Genomic DNA, 19,290 nt, shown 5'->3' with positions numbered 1-19,290 from the left:
TTAATTCAATTCGAATGCATGCAATCAATGATTATCCTTAAGGTAAAAAAAGAGATATTCCGCATCACGGAATATCTCTTTCTTGTATGTTGGTTTATAGTTCACATCATAAGGAGCATAAACTATATTCAGATTACGTTGTTCAGACCTCCACTTTATAACTCAAGTCAAGTTCATCGCCGGGTAATCCCCGAATACCCCAATGACTACGCGGTGTTTCAAATATGGTGATCTCCACATCATTAGGTGATAACTTCAACTGTTCATTCATTCGTGTGAATAATTGCTGAATGAGTTCTTTCTTGACTTGATCTGTGCGGCCTTCGAACATGCTGATTTCAATAATGATATATGCTGCTGAACGATCAGAGGGAAAAAGAAAATCATCCGTTTCCATGGGAAAGTAACGTTGAAACTTCTTGTTCTCCGGTAATCCCACAACATCCACCATAACGGAGTGTATAACTTGTGAAAGCTGTGCTTTCAATGGATTCAGGTGCTCACCTAGTCCATATACTTTGATCTGTGCCATGCTCATCTCACCTTTCTCAGCTCATTATCTCTGCTCTTCTCTGCTAAAAAATGCCTTACCCTCACAGTATACCTTCTGCACGGCTTGAACGGTACCACGAAAACCAAATCAACGAACCGGCATAAAAGCTTCGGCACGCTCATAAAGTAGATTGAAATAAAGACGCGCAGTCCGAGAGCGGGGCGATTCTCTTAAGGCAACTACCTTGAGAAAAAAACAAAAAAATACGCGTCATAATGCTGCATACGGATACATAAGATGATACTAGTCCAATTGCATGTACGAGTTAACGCCGCTTTCGCCGGTTTCATCAGAATGCAACGTTCGGCGGCGGACGACTTCCGGGCACTCACAAAGGCGGCTCTACCGTTGCAGGGATTTCAGTCTTCTGATTGAAAAAACGAAGCGGATGCTCTTTAGCATTTTTCCTTCGGAGTAATTTAGGGAGGGGATTTCATTGGAGAAAGTGGACATTTTTAAGGACATTGCCGAGCGGACCGGAGGGGATATCTATCTCGGGGTTGTCGGCGCAGTCCGGACAGGTAAATCAACATTTATCAAACGTTTCATGGAAACGATTGTACTGCCAAACATCACAAACGAGGCAGACCGCGGGAGGGCAGTTGATGAACTGCCACAGAGCGCAGCTGGCAAAACAATCATGACTACGGAGCCAAAATTCGTACCGAATAACGCGGTTCAAATCAAAGTCGCCGAGGGACTTGATGTCAATGTGCGCCTTGTGGATTGTGTAGGTTACGCAGTGGAAGGAGCCAAGGGATACGAGGATGAGAATGGACCACGCATGATCTCCACACCTTGGTTCGAAGAACCGATTCCTTTCCAGGAAGCTGCCGAAATTGGTACACGCAAAGTCATTCAGGAGCATTCCACATTGGGTGTGGTGGTCACAACAGATGGCACAATCGCTGAGATTGCCCGGAGTTCCTATGTGGAATCAGAGGAACGCGTTATAGCCGAACTGAAGGAAGTAGGCAAACCGTTTGTACTGGTGATCAACTCCACTCGCCCTCGCAGTGAAGAAGCGCTGCAGTTGCGAAGTGAGCTTGCTGCCAAGTATGACATTCCGGTTATGACACTCAGTGCAGCTACAATGACCGAAGATGATGTGACAGGTGTACTTCGCGAAGTGCTATATGAGTTCCCTGTACATGAAGTGAATGTGAATTTGCCGAGCTGGGTGATGGTGCTGAATGAAAATCACTGGCTGCGCAGCAACTATGAAAATTCCGTTCGCGATACGGTTAAGGATATCCGCAGATTGCGTGACGTGGATCGGGTAGTTGCTCAGTTCATGGAATACGAATTCATCGACCGAGCCGGTCTGAGTGGTATGAACATGGGGCAAGGTGTGGCAGAAATCGATCTGTATGCACCGGATGAACTATATGATCAGATCCTCGTGGAAGTTGTTGGTATTGAAATTCGAGGTAAAGATCATCTGCTGCAATTGATGCAGGAATTCTCCCATGCGAAGAGGGAGTATGATCGCTTCGCTGAGGCGCTGGAGATGGTCAAAACGACTGGCTACGGCATCGCGGCTCCATCCCTCGCCGAGATGGCACTGGATGAACCAGAACTCATCCGGCAGGGCACCAAATTCGGCGTCCGCCTGAAAGCAACCGCACCATCCATTCACATGATCCGGGTCGATGTGGAATCGGAGTTTGCACCGATTATCGGAACGGAAAAACAAAGTGAGGAACTGGTGAGATACTTGATGCAGGACTTCGAGAACGATCCGATCAAGGTATGGGATTCAGATATGTTCGGTCGTTCGCTGCATTCCATCGTGAGAGAAGGCATTCAGGGTAAAATTGCGATGATGCCAGATAACGCACGATACAAATTGCAAGAGACACTAGGACGTATCATTAACGAAGGTTCAGGTGGATTAATCGCCATAATTCTGTAACTCCAAAAGGCCGTAGGGGTATCCCTCGCGGTCTTTTTCTTGTTTTATTTACATGATTCTGGATGAACTGGATAAGATACTTTAGTTTCGGATGAAAACTTAGCGAGTTTTAGCTTTAAATTACTAAAACCCATTTACATACTAGGGATTAGCCGTTATATTAATATTCAACTATTGTGATCGAGATCACAGAGAGTGTGAACAGGGGGAGAAAGAGATGAGAGGGAAAAACACAAAATGGGTATGGTTGAGTGTGCTGCTTGTATTTACATTGGCGCTGTCCGCTTGCGGAATTAAAAAAGAACCTGCTTCAACTACAGCTTCCGGCGCAGCAGAGGACAAGCCTCAAACCGAAGCAGTAACAGGCCCACTCAGTGGAAAACGAATTGCACTGATTATGGAATTTAACACAGGTACGTTCTCGCAGCAATATGTGCAAGGGGTTAAAGAAGAAATCGAAAAATTCGGTGGACAACTGACTACGTTTGTCGCCGATAATGATAAAGCCAAAATGGTATCGTTGCTCGATAGCGCAATTAACCAGAAATTCGATGCCATTCTAACGGATCATGGGGATTCCTTGCTGACGCCGGGCGTGAAAAAGGCAGTAGAACAAAACATTCCGGTTGTTGTGTTCGATGCAGACATTAGCGTTCCGGGAGCAACAGTGTTGTCCCAGGATGATCAGAAGATGGCTGAGCTTACGCTGGAGCAAATGAAAAAAGATATTAACGGACAAGGCAATATCGTAAAAGTATGGGTAGCCGGTTTTGCACCAATGGAACGTCGTCAAATTGCTTATGGCAAGTTCCTGAAAGAAAACCCGGACATTAAGGAGATTGCAACGTTTGGTTCAGCACAGAATCCAGCACTGGATACACAAGCCAAAATGGAAGCGATTTTGAAACAATATCCAAAAGGTGAAATCACGGCGGTATGGACTGCTTGGGATGAGTTCGCTAAAGGTGCAGCACGTGCCATTCAGCAAGCAGGACGTGATGAGATCAAGGTATATGGTATTGACATGAGTGATGAAGATTTGCAGATGATCCAGGATCCGAAAAACCCTTGGGTAGCTTCCGCAGCGGTTGATCCAACAGACATTGGACGTGTTCAGGTTCGTTATGCGTACCAGAAGCTGAATGGGGATGAGACAGAGGATCAAGTGGTTCTCAACCCGGTTTATGTACAGCGCGATGCGCTGCCAGACAAACAAATCTCCACTTCAGAGCTGTCCGAGTATGTTGAGGGCTGGGGAGGAAGTACACAGGGAATCAAGGATTGGATGTCGGAATACGGAGTTACTGCTAAATAAAACAGCGTAACGGAGGCGCGCCACAAGGCGCGCTTTTTCCAACCATGATGAAAAAACTACATGAGAAAAGTGATACTCCCGTAGGGAGCGATTGGAGGTTGGCGTCATGAGTACTGCACCGATTCTGCTTCAAATGAAACATATCCACAAGCAGTTTGCAGGTATTCCTGCACTGAAAGACGTGGAGTTCTCCGTGAAAGGCGGGGAAATTCATGCGCTGCTTGGTGCGAATGGTGCCGGCAAGAGCACATTGATGAAAATTCTATCTGGTGCCTATCAACTGGATCAGGGCACCATTCAATTAAGTGGGCAAACAATTCATCTGAATTCACCAGGAGATGCTAAAGCGAGTGGAATTCACTGTGTGTACCAGGAAGTGGATGCTGCGCTAGTTCCACAATTGACAGCTGCCGAGAACATTATGCTGGATCAATTGGCGTCGCCGAGTGGAGGTTGGTGGAAAAGCCCGCGGAAACTGCAACAGCGTGCGGCTGAAGCTTTGCAGCAATTAGGAGCGGCTATATCGGTTCACAAAAAAGTAGCCGACCTGACACTCGCGGAGAAGCAGATGATTCTGCTCGCACGTATCCTGATTCAGGATGCCAAGGTCATTATTTTTGATGAACCAACTGCACCGCTGAGCCAAGAAGAAACGGATGCTTTTTTTCGAATCGTTCATTTATTGAAAGAACGCGGAGTGGCATGTATTTTTATTACGCACCGTCTTCCTGAAGTTACAAGTCACTGTGACCGCGTTACCGTTATGAGAGATGGACAACATGTGTTCACGGGTGAGGCAAAAGAGCTTACGATCAATGATCTGGTGACGCAGATGCTCGGAAAACCATTTGAGGAAGAGTTTCCCAAAACAGAAGCTCCGGTAGGTGAAGTGTTGCTGGAAGCAAGAGGACTTCGGCGTGGAGTCCGGGTCAAGGGCGTGGACCTGTCTGTTCGTCGAGGCGAAGTGCTTGCTGTGGTAGGGCTTGTAGGTGCGGGGAAAACGGAATGTTCCCGCTTGTTGATTGGTGCAGATCGGCTGGAGAGTGGAGAGATTCGGCTTAACAATCGTGAACTTCGTCTTTCCCAACCAGCTGATGCTGCGGCTCAGGGCATTGTTTCCGTGCCTGAGGAACGGCGGAAACAGGGGATTCTAATTGAGGAAAACGTAGAACGGAATTTGAGCCTGCCATTGCTTGGACGTCTTAGTAAATTGGGCTTTGTAAGTCGAAAGCGAGAGCGCGAGAATGCGGAATCTTTGGTGCAGCAGCTCGGTATCAAAACATCGTCAGTGCGGCAGGAAGTGAAGTATTTAAGCGGTGGCAATCAGCAAAAGGTGGCCATTGGCAAATGGCTGAATGCGGACGCAGACGTCTTTATCTTTGATGAGCCGACAAAAGGTGTGGATATCGGCGCCAAAAGTGACATCTTTCGCATCATTAACGAACTGGCTTTGGCGGGTAAAGCTGTTATCTATTTCACGTGTGAACTGGATGAAGGATTGGGCATTGGTGATCGAATTGCAGTCATGTGTGAAGGAACTATCGTAAAGGAATTCAAACGGGGCGAGACTAACCAAGAACAGCTGCTATACTATGCAAGCGGTGGACAAGAGGTGGGAGCATGAAGGATAAATCATTGGATTTTGCGTTCCGTTATGGCGCAATTATCGTTATTATTGGTGTTATAGCATTTTTCGGTATTAAATTGCCTTATTTCTTCACATACAGTAACTTGACCGATATTTTGGGTTCAATCTCTATCGTGACATTTGTGGCGATTGGTGTTACCTTATCTCTCATTGTTGATGGATTTGACCTCTCGGTGGGGGCTACCGTCTCGTTAACTACTGTCGTTACTGCTTCATTGATGATTTGGTATCAGCAGCCGCTGGCAGTTGTCATTATCGTCCCACTAATTATTGGGGCTGTGATTGGTTGGCTTAATTCCTTACTCATTGTGAAACTGCGTATCCCGGATCTGCTCGCTACACTTGCCACGATGTACATTATCGGTGGAATTCATAAAACGTATGCTCAAGGATACACGATCTATAACCATATGCAGTTTCCTGACGGAAGCAAGGCTGCCGGAGAGATGGACCCCACATTTCTGCAGCTTGGGCAGGGAAAATGGCTGGGAATGCCGATTTCGGTCATCCTGCTGCTCATTGCGGTTATCGGTGTGCATATCTTTTTGACCTATACGAAGTATGGGCGCCAGATGTACGTTACGGGGGGCAATGAAGAAGCGGCACGCCTATCCGGTATCAAGGTGAAAAAGGTGCGTACACTCGCTTATGTAGCTGCTGGAGTGTTTGCTGCAATCGGCGGTATTATCTATGCATCCAAAGTAGGTTCAGGGCAAATAGATGCGGGATCACCGTTGTTAATGGAATCCGTGGCTGCTGTGTTTGTCGGATTCTCCGTATTTGGTGCAGGTAAACCAAACGTGATCGGAACATTCATCGGTTCGGTTCTGATTGGTGTTCTGGTGAACGGTCTGACTATGATGAATGTTCAATATTTCACGCATGATATTGTAAAAGGTGGGGTGCTCGTGCTTGCCCTAGCGGTTACATTTTACGTGTTAAACCGCAACCGCACTTGAAATTGTGTGCTGTCTGTATTAGTATAAAATTTGTTCGGCGTCTGAAACAACCTTTGTTTCAGGCGACATTCTGCCAGAAATGACTGTTGACCGCAGGCCGAGATTTCTGTTCATCACGCTCAAGATGTACGTAGATTTTTTGTGTATGAACGTATATTTCGCTATAAAACGGAAACACAGTATAACATTCAGGACATTGATTCAGGAGGTGAAAAAACAAATGAACAAATCAGACTTGATTACACACGTGTCCGAAGCTACTGAATTGTCCAAAAAGGATGTAACGAAAGCGGTTGATGCCGTATTCGAAGCAATCTCTGAGGCTCTTCAAAGCGGAGACAAAGTACAATTGGTTGGTTTTGGGAACTTCGAAGTTCGCGAGCGCTCTGCACGTAAAGGACGCAACCCGCAAACAGGTGAAGAAATCGAAATTCCTGCGAGCAAAATTCCTGCATTCAAACCAGGTAAAGCGCTCAAAGACGGAATTAAATAAGATTTCTACATATTCCATATGTCGACAAAAAGACCGTGACTTGTTCACGGCCTTTTCTTTTGTCCTTTAATTATTTTTCTTCCTGCCATCTTGCGATTCCGGATCATCCGGTTGCTGTGCATAGGCAATCAGAATAAGCTCTTCTCCAGCTGCTGCGGACATATGCTGTTCGGTTTCTTTTAACTGGTGAATATGCTCGTCTGTTAGTGCTGCGGGAATGTACTTCATATAAACTCTCCTTTCTGTGGCAGGATCACTTGTAGTATGACCTGGGAGTAAAAGATTATTGCGCTCCATCCACATAAGGGCTGGTTGACAAATGAAACAATATTTATCATCATTAACGCTATTGAACAAGGAGAGGGGATGTGCGTGATGGATCATCCAACCGGCAGTGATTATATCGTAATTAAGGCGGAGGAGAACGGTGTTCAGGTGATCGGCTTAACCCGAGGTCAGGATACCCGCTTCCACCATACGGAGAAGCTGGATAAGGGAGAAGTCATGTTTGCCCAGTTTACCAATCATACTTCCGCCATTAAAATCCGTGGAAAAGCCACGCTGATTACGAAGCATGGACAGATTCAGTCGGAATAATGAAAATTGCAGGCATAGCCTGCTTTTTTTCATTGTACAATGAGGTATGAGCCTTTACCGGACAGACTACACTAATAGGTAAGGGCAGGGAGGCATTTATGAAACCGCGGATGATCGTGACTGCTTCACTGCTGGCAACGGTTGCGGCGGTCCTTCTGCTTGTTGCCATACAAACCTTACATATGCGTACCTTGGGCGGTGAAAACGTACAACCCGTTTCTGCGGCGCAGCATCCCGTCCAGCTAACAGAAGACAATCTGGTGGACGTGCTGAGCACCATGAAATTATCGACACCCATTGCCAGGGTGGAGTGGAAACAATCCATTTTGACACTTGATCTAAAGGTTACCGGAACCAGCACAAGTTACACCGAAATCTATGGTAATATGGCTACTGTGGCAGATTTAGGATTTCGAAGTCTGGATAACGTGGAACAGGTGATGCTGCGTGTTATGGCAGAAGATGAATGGCTTCATAAAAGACATTTGTTGCTCGCTGCCGATTTTCGGCGTGGGGAATGGCCAATGTATGCAATCGAAACGCTTCGAGACTGGAAAAGTCCGATCCTCTCGGACGAATTAAAGGACTGGTTTCACATGATGGAGACCGAACTTTGGAAGAAGCAATTCGAAATGTCAAGTCAGGGGTAATAGAATAGCATGATTCAGTGCGTGCCCGATAAACATATGCTATAATATATAAGATTGTAGTGCAGAAATGGTTTAACAATGTAAAGGCTCGGAGGCTGAGAATGAATTCATATCGCGTACCCCAACTAGCAAAGAAATATACGGATTACGACATGATTCGACAACATACGGAAATCCCATCATTTCCGGATAGCCGGGCTCGTCTGCTGCAGGTATTTGTGGGCCGCACAGACGAAAAGGTGCATGATGAGCTATACGCTCTCGCAACCTCGCTCGTTCAGTTGGCCATGGATACGCATGATCGAATCGATACGATATCCGGAGAGCGTAGAGAACTGGAGATGCGTTCACGCCAGCTGAACGTGCTTGCCGGAGATTATTTCAGTAGTCGTTTCTATCAGTTACTTGCCCATGCAGGTAAAATTGAAATGATCGGTAAACTTAGTGGTGCTGTATCCGAAGTGAATGCACGCAAGATGACGCTGTATGAACGGATGAAAAAGCTTCTCGTTTCGGCTGAAGAATACTTGCGTGAAACAGTACAGCTGAAGATGCAGCTGTTTCTTTCTTTTACAGGCATGATCCGTGATAACGAAGCATCGCTATGGAACGACCTGTTGGCCGAATTCAGCTACTGCGAAGCAATTATGGAAGAGCTGCGTCGGATGAATGACGAACAGAGGTTTTATCACAGTTATGCTTTCTGGCATATTTACGAGTACGGTAATGACGATGAGCGAAAAATGCTGCGTCAGCCCGAGCCGGATACAAGAGCATGGAGCGGTATGGTGCTGAAGTATCGGATCGGCGAGTTTTTGCTGGACAAGCTTCGTGAGTGTACACACCGTATACAACTGTTGCTGCAAGACGAGGAAGATCAACTGGGCCTGCATGAGATTAATGCAATCCTGGAGCCTTACCTGACGTATTTGCAGCCTTCACATGCGGCAGTTAGGGAAGATTGAGGGGGAGACAGACGAATGGGGAGCGGAGAGACCAAACCTAAAGAAGAATTTGTCCATTCTGTTTTTCAGAGTATAGCTGGTAAATATGACGTCATGAATGATATTCTGAGTTTCCGCAGGCACAAAGCTTGGCGTAAATTTACCATGAAGAAAATGAATATGTCCAAAGGCGATACCGGTCTCGATTTGTGCTGCGGCACGTGTGACTGGACACTTGCCATGGCCCAAGCAAGTGAAACGGGTCACATGCATGGACTTGATTTTAGCAGCAATATGCTGGAAGTTGGACAGACCAAAGTTGATGCTGTAAACCGTCAGAAACAGATCACGCTGGTTCAAGGCAATGCGATGTCACTTCCCTTTGAAGACAATTCATTTGATTATGTCACCATTGGATTTGGACTTCGCAATGTACCTGATCTCAGACAAGTTCTGTCAGAGATGAAGCGTGTAGTGAAACCGGGAGGCATGGTAGTTTGTCTGGAGTTGTCTAAGCCGACATGGCAACCATTTAAAGCTATTTATTATTTTTATTTCGAACAACTATTACCGAACATTGCCAAATTGTTTGCCAAACGTTATGAGCAGTATAAATGGCTGCCGGACTCACTGGCACTTTTTCCAGGGAGGAAGGAACTGGCCGACATTTTTGCAGAAACCGGATTAAAGCAAGTGCAGGCCTATCCTCTGACCGGAGGTATTGCGGCATTGCATATTGGAACCAAGGAGAATCAGCATGTTTAGGAAAATTCGCATCTTTTTAGAAATGATTAAGATTGAACATACGCTTTTCGCGTTACCTTTTGCATTTATGGGGGCCATTCTCGGTTCCATGGTAGTGAATGATACATTCCCGACCTGGATGCAGATAATGTGGGTATTACTGGCTATGATTGGTGCAAGAAGTGCTGCTTTTGGCTTAAACCGCATGATTGACCAAGCCATAGACAAGAAAAATCCACGTACCGCAATGAGAGCAATTCCTGCCGGTTTGTTGAAAAACGGTGAGGTCGTTATTTTTATCATAGTATCATTTGTGCTCTTGTTCTGGGCTTCATCCAACCTTAACGTGTTATCCATGCAGCTGTTGCCGATAGCTGTATTTATGCTGGTATTGTATTCATATACCAAACGTTTCACCTGGTTGTGCCACATAGTGCTCGGTATGACCATTGGTCTGGCTCCACTGGGGGGTTGGGTAGCGGTAACGGGTACGATGGATTGGACAGCGATTGTACTGTACGTTACGATTGTGTTCTGGACTGCAGGGTTCGATATCATCTATGCATGTCAGGATCTGGATTTTGATCAGGGAGAGGGTCTTCATTCCATACCTTCCCGTTTTGGTCTTAACAAATCATTGCAGATCGCAAAGTTCTTCCACGTGATTACCGCAATCGGTTTTCTTGCTTTGTTATTGTTGACTGATCTGAGCTGGTGGTATGGTGCCGGAATGCTAATTACTTATGGTATCCTCTTCTATGAACACTATATTGTATCGCCAAATGACATGAGCCGCGTGCAGACCGCATTCTTTACAATGAACAGTGTGCTAAGTCTGGTTGTATTTACATTTACTTTAATTGATCTGGCGGTGAAATAAAGATGCAGCAGCCGGACAATAAACGACTAGTTGTCGGAATTACCGGGGCCAGTGGAAGTATATATGGCATCAGATTAATTGAAACGCTGCTTGATCTTGAATACACCGTGCATCTGGTGATCTCCAATGCCGGGTGGCGTGTATTAAAAGAAGAAATGGACTGGGATGTTACGAATCGGGACCGTGTGCTGGGAGAAAAATTCGGCGGCCGTGCGGGTTCCCTGATCTATCATCCCGTTAGTGATATTGGTGCCTCCATCGCAAGTGGTTCTTTCTTGGCAGAAGGCATGATTATAATGCCGTGCTCCATGGGTACTCTTTCATCCATTGCACAAGGTTCGTCGGACAATCTAATGTCCCGGGCTGCAGATGTCATGATGAAAGAGGGAAGAACGCTGATTTTGGTGCCACGTGAGACGCCACTGCATGCAATCCATCTGGAAAACATGCTGAAGCTCTCACGGCTTGGTGTCCGAATGATACCAGCCATGCCTGCTTTTTATTACAAACCCCAAACGATGGACGAGTTGATTCTATTTCTGGTGGGTAAAGTGCTTGATAGTCTGCGCATCCCGCATCAACTGTTTACCAGATGGGGAGAACCGGATGAACGGGGATAACTTCTTAGCTTCCTGCAATTTTGAATCTGCTGACCGAATTGCAGGGGCAATTTGTTGTCCCCCAATCCCGGGGTATTGGTGAGCGCTGATGGCGACCTTTGGATGGAACCACAGCCTTGACCCATGCTCCGGCAACTTCTGTACTTATGTTTCAGAACAAGTCGCAGAGTTTAATTCCCGGATGTCGGCCTTGACATTCGAAGAAGAGTAGTACGTCTCAGAAGAACACAAGCAGGAAAGGCAAGCCCTGGTTTTTCGTTATGCCTGCAGGCCCGACTTGCTGGAGGGGAAGGTAAGCATGGATTTATGGACTGACAATACGCTGACACGGGTGAACGAATGAAACTATTGGATATTTTCGGATTGTTAAAAAAAGACATGGACTACATTGAAAAAGAGTTGTATCGCAGTGTTCAGGGAGAACAGAAGCTGCTAAGTGAAACGTCACTTCACCTGCTCAAGGCAGGGGGTAAGCGTTTGCGTCCGGTATTTGTGTTACTCGGTGGGAAATTTGGTACATACGATATTGAACGTCTGAAGCTGGTAGCGGTTCCGTTGGAACTAATTCATTCGGCTTCACTGGTTCACGATGATGTTATTGATAATGCCGCGACACGAAGAGGTAAACCAACGGTGAAGTCCAAATGGGATAATCGGATTGCCATGTACACCGGAGATTACATTTACGGCAAGGCGCTTGAGATGACTGCGGGCCTATCCGATCCGGCGATACACCGTATTCTGGCCAAAGCGATGGTGCAGATGTCCATTGGTGAAATGGAGCAAATTCGGGACTTTTTCAATACGGGACAAAGTGTACGTAACTATCTCTTACGAATTCGTCGCAAAACGGCGCTTCTTATTGCTGTCAGCTGCCAGCTGGGGGCGCTTGCTACTCGTGCGCCGGAACATGTATCTTCGTTGCTGTACACCTATGGTTACAACGTGGGTATGGCGTTCCAGATACAAGATGATGTACTTGATCTGGTTGGTACCGAGAAGCAATTGGGCAAGCCTCCAGGGAGTGATATGAAGCAGGGAAATATCACGCTGCCTGTACTTTATGCATTGCAGGAACCTAATTTGCGTGAACCATTGCTGGAGGAGATAACCCGCGTTCAGCACGAGGAGGGACGGGCGAGTGCATCCGATGCAATTGGCATGATTCGCCAAAGTCAAGGAATTGCTAAAGCAGAAGCCCTGGCTGACCGATATATGAAGAAAGCGCTCGATGCTCTGGATCAACTACCTAACATCAAGACCACCAAAAACTTGCGTGATATCGCTCATTTTGTGGTCAAACGTACGCATTAATATGTTTGAACATTAGACTGCTATGGACGGGCATCTTTTCATGAATGCAGTTCCTCGTGTAGCTGTCTCTTACTCAAAAATAACATTCATGTGATATTCCTCATTGGGAGGATTTGGACATGTATGTTACAATCAAAGGGATTGCGTTTACATAATGAAATAACTTTGAACCGTGAGTGAGGAGTGAGCCTATGGATCGTACATTTTTGATGGTGAAGCCGGATGGTGTGCAGCGTGGATTGATAGGGCGTATCGTTAGCCGTCTGGAAGACAAAGGGTTTAAGTTGGTGGCAGGCAAGCTGGTGCAGATGTCTGAAGATCAGGCCAAACGCCATTATGCTGAACATGAGGGGAAACCGTTCTTCGATGATCTGGTTCGTTTTATCACATCTGGACCTGTATTTGCTATGGTCTGGGAAGGTGACGACATCGTGGCACTTGCGCGCATCGTAATCGGGAAAACCAATGTGAAGGAAGCGGCTCCGGGTACAATTCGCGGAGATTTCGCCAGCCACACACCGCATAATCTGATTCATGGGGCGGATTCACCGGAAAGCGCCACTCGTGAAGCAGCAAACTTCTTTACTCCGGATGAGCTGGTAACGTACGACAAGAGCATCGCAGCCTGGTTGTAATTTTTTAGCCAGAAGGGTGATACGATGCTGGAGCAGGAACAACTACTAGACCCGGATTACGCTGGATTTATTCGGAAAATCAAAGAGAGCACAGGCATTGATCTTGCTCAATACAAGGAAGGCCAGATGAAAAGACGGCTGACCACACTTCGTAACAAAAACGGATTTCATACGTTTTCTATCTTTTTTGATGCCATGCAAAAGGACAAGTCCTTGTTTTATGAGTTTCTGGATCGCATGACCATTAACGTCTCGGAATTTTGGCGTAACCCTAATCGCTGGGAAGTACTGCGGGATGAAATCCTGCCTGAGTTACTAGGTCCGAAGCGTGGCGTTAAAGTGTGGAGTGCCGCTTGTTCTACAGGCGAAGAACCGTACACGCTAGCGATGATTCTGGACACGATGGGCATTCTTAAGGGAAGCTCCATTACGGCAAGTGACTTGGATGAAGGTGCTCTCGCTAAAGCCAAGGAAGGGCGTTATATGGAACGCTCGCTTAAAGATGTTCCGAAGGAAACAGCCAATCGATACTTCAAGCAGGATGGCTTGGTGTACCGTATTGATGAACAACTGAAAAGTTCAGTTAAGTTCATGAAGCAAAATCTGTTACTGGATCGTTTTGACGAAGGATATGATCTGATTGTGTGTCGTAATGTCATGATCTATTTTACAGAGGAAGCCAAAAACCTGTTGTATCACAAGTTTGCAACAAGTTTGCGTCCAGGTGGTATTTTGTTCGTGGGCAGTACGGAACAGATTTTTTCCCCGGGACAATATGGTCTGGAGACAGCGGAAACATTCTTTTATCGCAAAAAATAATTTTAATTATTTCATAACCGTCTGGCGTGCACATGTATATGTGTCCAGGCGGTTATTTGCATAATGAATGAATGGATACTTCTCACAGTCGTCGACATCTCAATCAATCACCATTCGAGTCCAATCCAGTTTAGGATAAGAAACGACCAGTTTTCTTGTCAAAGCCGGTCAGCTATACTATAATAAGCAAAGAAATTATGGGATTTTAGCAATGTGAAGTTTAACAGTTTAAAGGGGGAACGTATTATGAGTTTACGCTATTTAACCGCAGGGGAGACGCACGGACCCCAATTAACCGCAATTATTGAAGGATTGCCAAGCAATCTGAATATTGACTTTGAAGAACTGAATTTTCAACTTCACCGCCGCCAGAAAGGATATGGCCGTGGACGTCGCATGCAAATTGAAAAGGATCAGGCCAATTTCGTTGGTGGTATCCGTCACGGATATACAACAGGTGCTCCTGTAGCATTGGTTGTTCAAAATAATGACTGGAAACACTGGCAGAATATTATGAATATTGAGCCGATTGAAGGCAGTGACGAAGAGAAACGTCGCGTTCATCGTCCACGTCCGGGACATGCTGATTTGAATGGTGGGCTCAAATATAACCTGAAAGATTTGCGTAATGTACTGGAGCGTTCCAGTGCCCGTGAAACAACGGTGCGTGTAGCATGTGGTGCTATTGCACGTCAATTCCTTGCTGAATTCGGAATCAAAGTAGCTGGACGTGTGTTGCGTATCGGAGAAATTGAAGCTCCTTATCAAGATCTGCCGATCGATGAACTGATCGAAGTGACAGAAGCTTCTTCCGTACGTGTAACCGATGCTGAAACCGAGAAAAAGATGGAAGCCTACATTGATCAGATCAAGCAGGAAGGCGACTCCATCGGTGGAATCGTGGAATGTATCGTTGAAGGTGTGCCTGTAGGGCTTGGTAGTCACGTACAGTATGACCGCAAACTGGATGCACGGATTGCTCAGGGTGTAATGTCCATTAACGCATTCAAGGGTGTGGAAATTGGTATTGGGTTCGAAGCTGGAACGATTCGTGGTTCTCAGGTGCATGATGAAATCATGCATAGTGAAGAGCGTGGTTATCACCGAGCTACCAACCGTTTGGGCGGATTCGAGGGCGGAATGACTAACGGTATGCCAGTTGTGGTACGTGGGGTTATGAAACCTATTCCTACGTTGTACAAACCGCTTCAAAGTGTGGATATCGATACAAAAGAAGCATTTACAGCCCAGGTTGAGCGTTCTGATGCATGTGCTGTTCCGGCAGCTAGCGTCGTAATGGAGCATGTGGTAGCCTGGGAAATTGCAAAAGCTTTCCTTGAGAAATTTGGCGGAGACTCCATGGAGGAAATTCGCGCTAACTTTGCTAACTACAATAATCAACTGGAGAATTACTAAGATGCGCCAGCTGACGGTGCAGTTGGAGGAACGCTCTTATCCAATCCTAATTGGCAGCGGCCTGTTGGCTCAAGCACCTCAATATTTTGAGCAATATGGCTTAACCAAAAAAAGCCCCTTACTCATTATTACTGATGAACATGTGGCACCCAAGTACTTGTCCAATCTGGAACAAACGCTGAGTACGGCTGGTTTTACAGTCGTCTCCGCAGTTGTTCCATCGGGTGAAACATCGAAATCCCTTTCGGTATATCAGGATATGATGACTGTCGCCATCGAAGGCAAACTGGATCGCAGTTCGGCGATTGTTGCTCTAGGCGGGGGTGTAGTAGGGGATCTGGCTGGTTTTGTTGCTGCTACATATATGCGTGGAATCAAGTTTGTACAGGTGCCTACGACGATCCTTGCGCATGACAGCAGTGTTGGCGGCAAGGTAGCTGTCAATCATCCGCTGGCTAAAAATATGATCGGTGCATTCCATCAGCCAGAGCTGGTACTCTATGATGTGGATACTCTTCAAACCTTACCGCCACGCGATGTCTCGGCTGGTTTGTCAGAGATGCTGAAGCACGGACTGATTCGGGATGAAGCTTTTGCATACTGGTGTGAGGAACATGCAGATGAGCTGCTTGCTCTTGATCCAGAAGCTCTGGGCTATGGCTTGGAACGAGGCTGTGGTATTAAAGCAGAGATTGTGTCACGTGACGAACGTGAAAATGGAGAACGTGCATTGTTAAACCTGGGTCATACGATTGGTCATGCTATTGAAGCGATTGCTGGTTACGGCGAATTTCTGCATGGTGAAGCCATCTCGATTGGTATGGCGGGCTCGGCATTGCTCGGCGAGAAGTTGGGAGCTCCAGCAGGACTCTATGACGACACGGTTCGCATGTTGCGTTCATTGCGCCTTCCGGTGACGATGCCAAAACATCTGGATACGGATGCATTAATGGATGCAATGATGCACGACAAAAAGTTCCGTGAGGGCCATATGGTCTTCATTATTCCTGACCGGATCGGCGCTGCCAGAATTGTAAAGGATGTACCGGTTACGGCAGTACGCGAAGTCATTGAAATGCTCAAGAAGGGAGATTAAAAGCGATGGTTACTCGGGGAATTCGCGGGGCTACTACGGTCACGCATAATAACGAAGAACATATTTTGAAAGAAACGGCTGTACTTTTGCAGGAAATCGTGGATCGTAACGAGATCCAACCCGAAGATATTTGCAGTGTCTGGATTACGATGACTGGAGATCTGGATGCAGCTTTCCCAGCAAAGGCAATTCGCCAGTTGGATGGCTGGGAGCTTGTACCTTTGATGTGTGCATTAGAAGTTCCGGTTGCAGGCGCCTTGCCACAGTGCATCCGTTTTATGGTACATGTTAACACTGCAAAAGGTCAGAATGAAATCAACCATGTGTATCTTAACGGTGCACAGTCTCTGCGTCCTGATTTGGCGGCACCTTCCAATTCGTAAGATTAGAGTGGTTGTCAAATCATTCGGAATGATGTATAGTGAGAACCAGTTGAGTAGAGTAGAGATTGAGCTGAGAGCAGCTGAGATGAGTGGAGTATATAGCAGAGTCCAGCGGGTGGTAACCGGAGCAACAGAAGCCGGTCAACTGATTCGCGGTACGTCGAGCTACGGAATTATTAGAAACAGGATGAAGGAATGCAAACGTGTCTAGCGACATCGTTTTGTTTAGGTATAACACGACCGATATCCTCTTGCATTTCATGAAAGATTGAGTGCTATGGGTGAGAATTAGTGTATGCCGGTACATTTCCTTGTATTTGATGGATTGATATTACATCCATACAACAGCCTGTGTGATAATTCGGTAAGGATGCATGTATAGGGACTTGTTATTTATGAAGCACCAACCTGTTGAAACAGCTTATAACCAAACCTCTACCTGATGGTAGAGGTTTTTTTGTTGTAAATATTACTTTTTCTTCTACCCTTATAGGTTCAACTAAACTTTTATACACAAAAACGGAGAGGACAGAAATAACCTGAAGAAGCGGAGTGTTCGCCTTTATCACCGGATTTTCCCTTTAGAAGGGGAATCAAAAAATCTGGGGATAACAGCAATCGGAAGGGTGTTCTGTCATCGGAGTGCTCAGTGTAAACCTCTTTAGTTGAACTTATATAAATCTGAAAGGACGTGATCTGATGATAACGCCAAACGTTAATCAAGTACTGAAAATGTCGAATGAATATAATCTGATTCCGGTAGTCAAACGGATTCTGGCAGACATGGAGACCCCGATTCGGATTTTCCGCCGTTATGCTGACAACGACCGGGCATTTCTGCTGGAAAGTGTGGAGGGTGGAATTCAATGGGCGAGATATTCCTTCATCGGTACAGATCCGTTCCTGATGATCTCGGCCAAAAAAGGGCGGATCGTGGTAGAAGAAGCGGGACAGATTCGAGAACTGCCAGGCAAGCCGATTGAAGAGCTCAAAGCGCTGCTGCGTAAGTATCGCAGTCCGAAAGATGATGAACTGCCGCCATTTACAGGCGGGGCCATTGGTTTCTTTGGATACGATCTGCTGCAATATTATGAGAAGCTTCCGGCCCACGCGCTGGATGATCTGAAAATGGATGATATTCGCTTCATGTTCTGTGACCAGATTATTGTGTTTGACCATGTGAAGCAGCAGATGCTACTTGTGGGCAATGTACATGTGAAAGACGGTGCAACGGATGATGATATCCGTCAAGCTTATGCTTTAACTTCTGAGAAGCTGGAACAGGCGGCTGAACGCTTGCAGCAGCAAGGACCAGGGGAAAACCTGAATCCGCGTTCCATTCCAGGAGACGTGGAACTGGGGGATATTCGATCCAATCTCACGAAGGAACAGTTTATCGGAAATGTAGAGCAAGCCAAAGAGTACATTCGGGCAGGAGATATTTTTCAAGTGGTATTATCCCAACGTTTCCATATAGATACCGAAGTTTCTCCGCTGCATGTATATCGCGTGCTTCGGACGTTGAATCCATCACCCTACATGTATTATCTGAAGATGGACGATGAAATTATTGTAGGGACTTCACCGGAAGCGTTGGTAAAAGTGGATGGAAACCGCGTAGAGACACGGCCGATTGCGGGGACTCGTCCAAGAGGAGCTACGGAAGCAGAAGATCGTGCATTAGCGGCAGATCTGTTGCAGGATGAGAAGGAACGTGCGGAACATCTGATGCTTGTTGATCTGGGGCGTAATGATCTGGGACGTGTGTCTAACTTCGGAAGTGTGAAATGTGACATGTTCATGGAGATTGAACGATATTCCCACGTCATGCATATGGTGTCCAACGTTACAGGTGAGCTTAGAGAAGACAAGGATTTCTTTGATGCATTTCTTTCATGTTTGCCAGCGGGGACGGTATCCGGTGCGCCGAAGCTGCGTGCGATGGAGATTATCGCGGAACTGGAAAAAGAAGCGCGGGGTGCTTATGCAGGTGCTATCGGTTATCTTGGTTTCTCAGGAAACATGGACTCCTGTATTACAATTCGAACGATTATCTTCAAAAAAGGAAAAGCTTATGTGCAGGCTGGAGCCGGAATCGTATGGGATTCGGTGCCTGAGAATGAATATGAAGAAACAGTAAATAAAGCCAAAGCGCTGCTGAAAGCGATTCGCACAGCAGAAGCGATGTTTCCTGCCAAAGAGAAGGATCACACCTTGAAACTTGCCAACGCCGATTATTTTGTTACCCCAGCCACGGCTGCACAAAACTGAGAGAGGAGAGACCGGAAATGAATATGAACCCAGTCATG

General features: G+C 46.3%; 21 protein-coding genes. 19 read left to right on the top strand and 2 right to left on the bottom strand.

Annotated elements, in window-relative coordinates; translation table 11 throughout:
• Positions 1 to 142: 142 nt before the first annotated feature.
• Positions 143 to 532: a tautomerase family protein gene (locus HP548_RS18630; protein WP_175382483.1), complete on the bottom strand. Its 390-nt coding sequence runs from the start codon at positions 530 to 532 to the stop codon at positions 143 to 145.
• Between the two features lie 457 nt (positions 533 to 989).
• Between HP548_RS18630 and spoIVA the strand changes: the two genes are divergently transcribed.
• The 5 genes from spoIVA (at position 990) to HP548_RS18605 (ending at position 6,883) form a co-directional block, all read left to right on the top strand.
• Positions 990 to 2,468 carry a stage IV sporulation protein A gene (spoIVA, locus tag HP548_RS18625; RefSeq protein ID WP_076288931.1) on the top strand — a complete coding sequence of 493 codons (1,479 nt, stop codon included), beginning with the start codon at positions 990 to 992 and terminating at the stop codon, positions 2,466 to 2,468.
• Between the two features lie 217 nt (positions 2,469 to 2,685).
• Positions 2,686 to 3,783 carry a sugar ABC transporter substrate-binding protein gene (locus HP548_RS18620; protein WP_076288932.1) on the top strand — a complete coding sequence of 366 codons (1,098 nt, stop codon included), beginning with the start codon at positions 2,686 to 2,688 and terminating at the stop codon, positions 3,781 to 3,783.
• Between the two features lie 106 nt (positions 3,784 to 3,889).
• A complete protein-coding gene (locus tag HP548_RS18615) occupies positions 3,890 to 5,407 on the top strand; it encodes a sugar ABC transporter ATP-binding protein (RefSeq protein WP_175382482.1) in 1,518 nt (505 codons plus the stop codon).
• Entirely contained in the window at positions 5,404 to 6,390 is a 987-nt protein-coding gene (locus HP548_RS18610) for an ABC transporter permease (protein ID WP_063566763.1), read from the top strand. Before HP548_RS18615 ends, HP548_RS18610 begins: the two co-directional genes overlap by 4 nt.
• Before the next feature lie 220 nt (positions 6,391 to 6,610).
• Positions 6,611 to 6,883, top strand: a complete 273-nt coding sequence (locus HP548_RS18605) for an HU family DNA-binding protein (RefSeq protein WP_024630670.1) — start codon at positions 6,611 to 6,613, stop codon at positions 6,881 to 6,883.
• Positions 6,884 to 6,949: 66 nt separating this feature from the next.
• Here HP548_RS18605 and HP548_RS18600 read toward each other — a convergent pair whose 3' ends face one another.
• A complete protein-coding gene (locus tag HP548_RS18600; RefSeq protein ID WP_175382481.1) occupies positions 6,950 to 7,111 on the bottom strand; it encodes a hypothetical protein in 162 nt (53 codons plus the stop codon).
• Between the two features lie 147 nt (positions 7,112 to 7,258).
• On the opposite strand from HP548_RS18600, the gene mtrB reads away from it, so the two are divergent.
• From mtrB to trpE, 14 genes are all read left to right on the top strand, one after another.
• Positions 7,259 to 7,480: a trp RNA-binding attenuation protein MtrB gene (gene mtrB, locus HP548_RS18595; protein ID WP_024630669.1), complete on the top strand. Its 222-nt coding sequence runs from the start codon at positions 7,259 to 7,261 to the stop codon at positions 7,478 to 7,480.
• 98 nt (positions 7,481 to 7,578) lie between these two features.
• Positions 7,579 to 8,130, top strand: a complete 552-nt coding sequence (locus HP548_RS18590) for a hypothetical protein (protein WP_175382480.1) — start codon at positions 7,579 to 7,581, stop codon at positions 8,128 to 8,130.
• A 101-nt stretch (positions 8,131 to 8,231) separates the two neighbouring features.
• Entirely contained in the window at positions 8,232 to 9,095 is an 864-nt protein-coding gene (locus HP548_RS18585) for a heptaprenyl diphosphate synthase component 1 (RefSeq protein ID WP_175382479.1), read from the top strand.
• Between the two features lie 15 nt (positions 9,096 to 9,110).
• The gene (locus HP548_RS18580) at positions 9,111 to 9,839 is read left to right on the top strand and encodes a demethylmenaquinone methyltransferase (protein WP_076288936.1); all 729 of its coding nucleotides are present in this window, start codon (positions 9,111 to 9,113) and stop codon (positions 9,837 to 9,839) included.
• Positions 9,832 to 10,698: a UbiA-like polyprenyltransferase gene (locus HP548_RS18575; protein WP_076288937.1), complete on the top strand. Its 867-nt coding sequence runs from the start codon at positions 9,832 to 9,834 to the stop codon at positions 10,696 to 10,698. Before HP548_RS18580 ends, HP548_RS18575 begins: the two co-directional genes overlap by 8 nt.
• Positions 10,699 to 10,700: 2 nt before the next feature.
• Complete coding sequence (locus HP548_RS18570; RefSeq protein ID WP_175382478.1) at positions 10,701 to 11,318, top strand: UbiX family flavin prenyltransferase; 618 nt, start codon at positions 10,701 to 10,703, stop codon at positions 11,316 to 11,318.
• 339 nt (positions 11,319 to 11,657) lie between these two features.
• A complete protein-coding gene (locus HP548_RS18565; protein ID WP_053780687.1) occupies positions 11,658 to 12,632 on the top strand; it encodes a polyprenyl synthetase family protein in 975 nt (324 codons plus the stop codon).
• Positions 12,633 to 12,823: 191 nt separating this feature from the next.
• The gene (gene ndk / locus HP548_RS18560; RefSeq protein WP_063566769.1) at positions 12,824 to 13,267 is read left to right on the top strand and encodes a nucleoside-diphosphate kinase; all 444 of its coding nucleotides are present in this window, start codon (positions 12,824 to 12,826) and stop codon (positions 13,265 to 13,267) included.
• 24 nt (positions 13,268 to 13,291) lie between these two features.
• Positions 13,292 to 14,086 (top strand): CheR family methyltransferase, encoded by a 795-nt coding sequence (locus HP548_RS18555; protein WP_076288938.1) that lies wholly within the window; start codon positions 13,292 to 13,294, stop codon positions 14,084 to 14,086.
• A 246-nt stretch (positions 14,087 to 14,332) separates the two neighbouring features.
• The gene (gene aroC, locus HP548_RS18550) at positions 14,333 to 15,502 is read left to right on the top strand and encodes a chorismate synthase (RefSeq protein ID WP_175382477.1); all 1,170 of its coding nucleotides are present in this window, start codon (positions 14,333 to 14,335) and stop codon (positions 15,500 to 15,502) included.
• A 1-nt stretch (position 15,503) separates the two neighbouring features.
• A complete protein-coding gene (gene aroB / locus HP548_RS18545; protein WP_175382476.1) occupies positions 15,504 to 16,598 on the top strand; it encodes a 3-dehydroquinate synthase in 1,095 nt (364 codons plus the stop codon).
• A gap of 5 nt (positions 16,599 to 16,603) precedes the next feature.
• A complete protein-coding gene (gene aroH / locus HP548_RS18540) occupies positions 16,604 to 16,981 on the top strand; it encodes a chorismate mutase (RefSeq protein ID WP_063566773.1) in 378 nt (125 codons plus the stop codon).
• A 49-nt stretch (positions 16,982 to 17,030) separates the two neighbouring features.
• Positions 17,031 to 17,192, top strand: coding sequence for a hypothetical protein (locus HP548_RS18535; protein WP_167434661.1), 162 nt, complete (start codon positions 17,031 to 17,033; stop codon positions 17,190 to 17,192).
• 488 nt (positions 17,193 to 17,680) lie between these two features.
• Positions 17,681 to 19,252, top strand: a complete 1,572-nt coding sequence (gene trpE, locus HP548_RS18530; RefSeq protein WP_063566774.1) for an anthranilate synthase component I — start codon at positions 17,681 to 17,683, stop codon at positions 19,250 to 19,252.
• Positions 19,253 to 19,290: the final 38 nt, after the last annotated feature.

It is taken from the genome of Paenibacillus taichungensis (assembly GCF_013359905.1).
GTDB lineage: Bacteria > Bacillota > Bacilli > Paenibacillales > Paenibacillaceae > Paenibacillus > Paenibacillus taichungensis.
The sequence above is the reverse complement of the archived record's forward strand: the minus strand, read 5'-3'. Positions and strand labels throughout refer to the sequence as shown.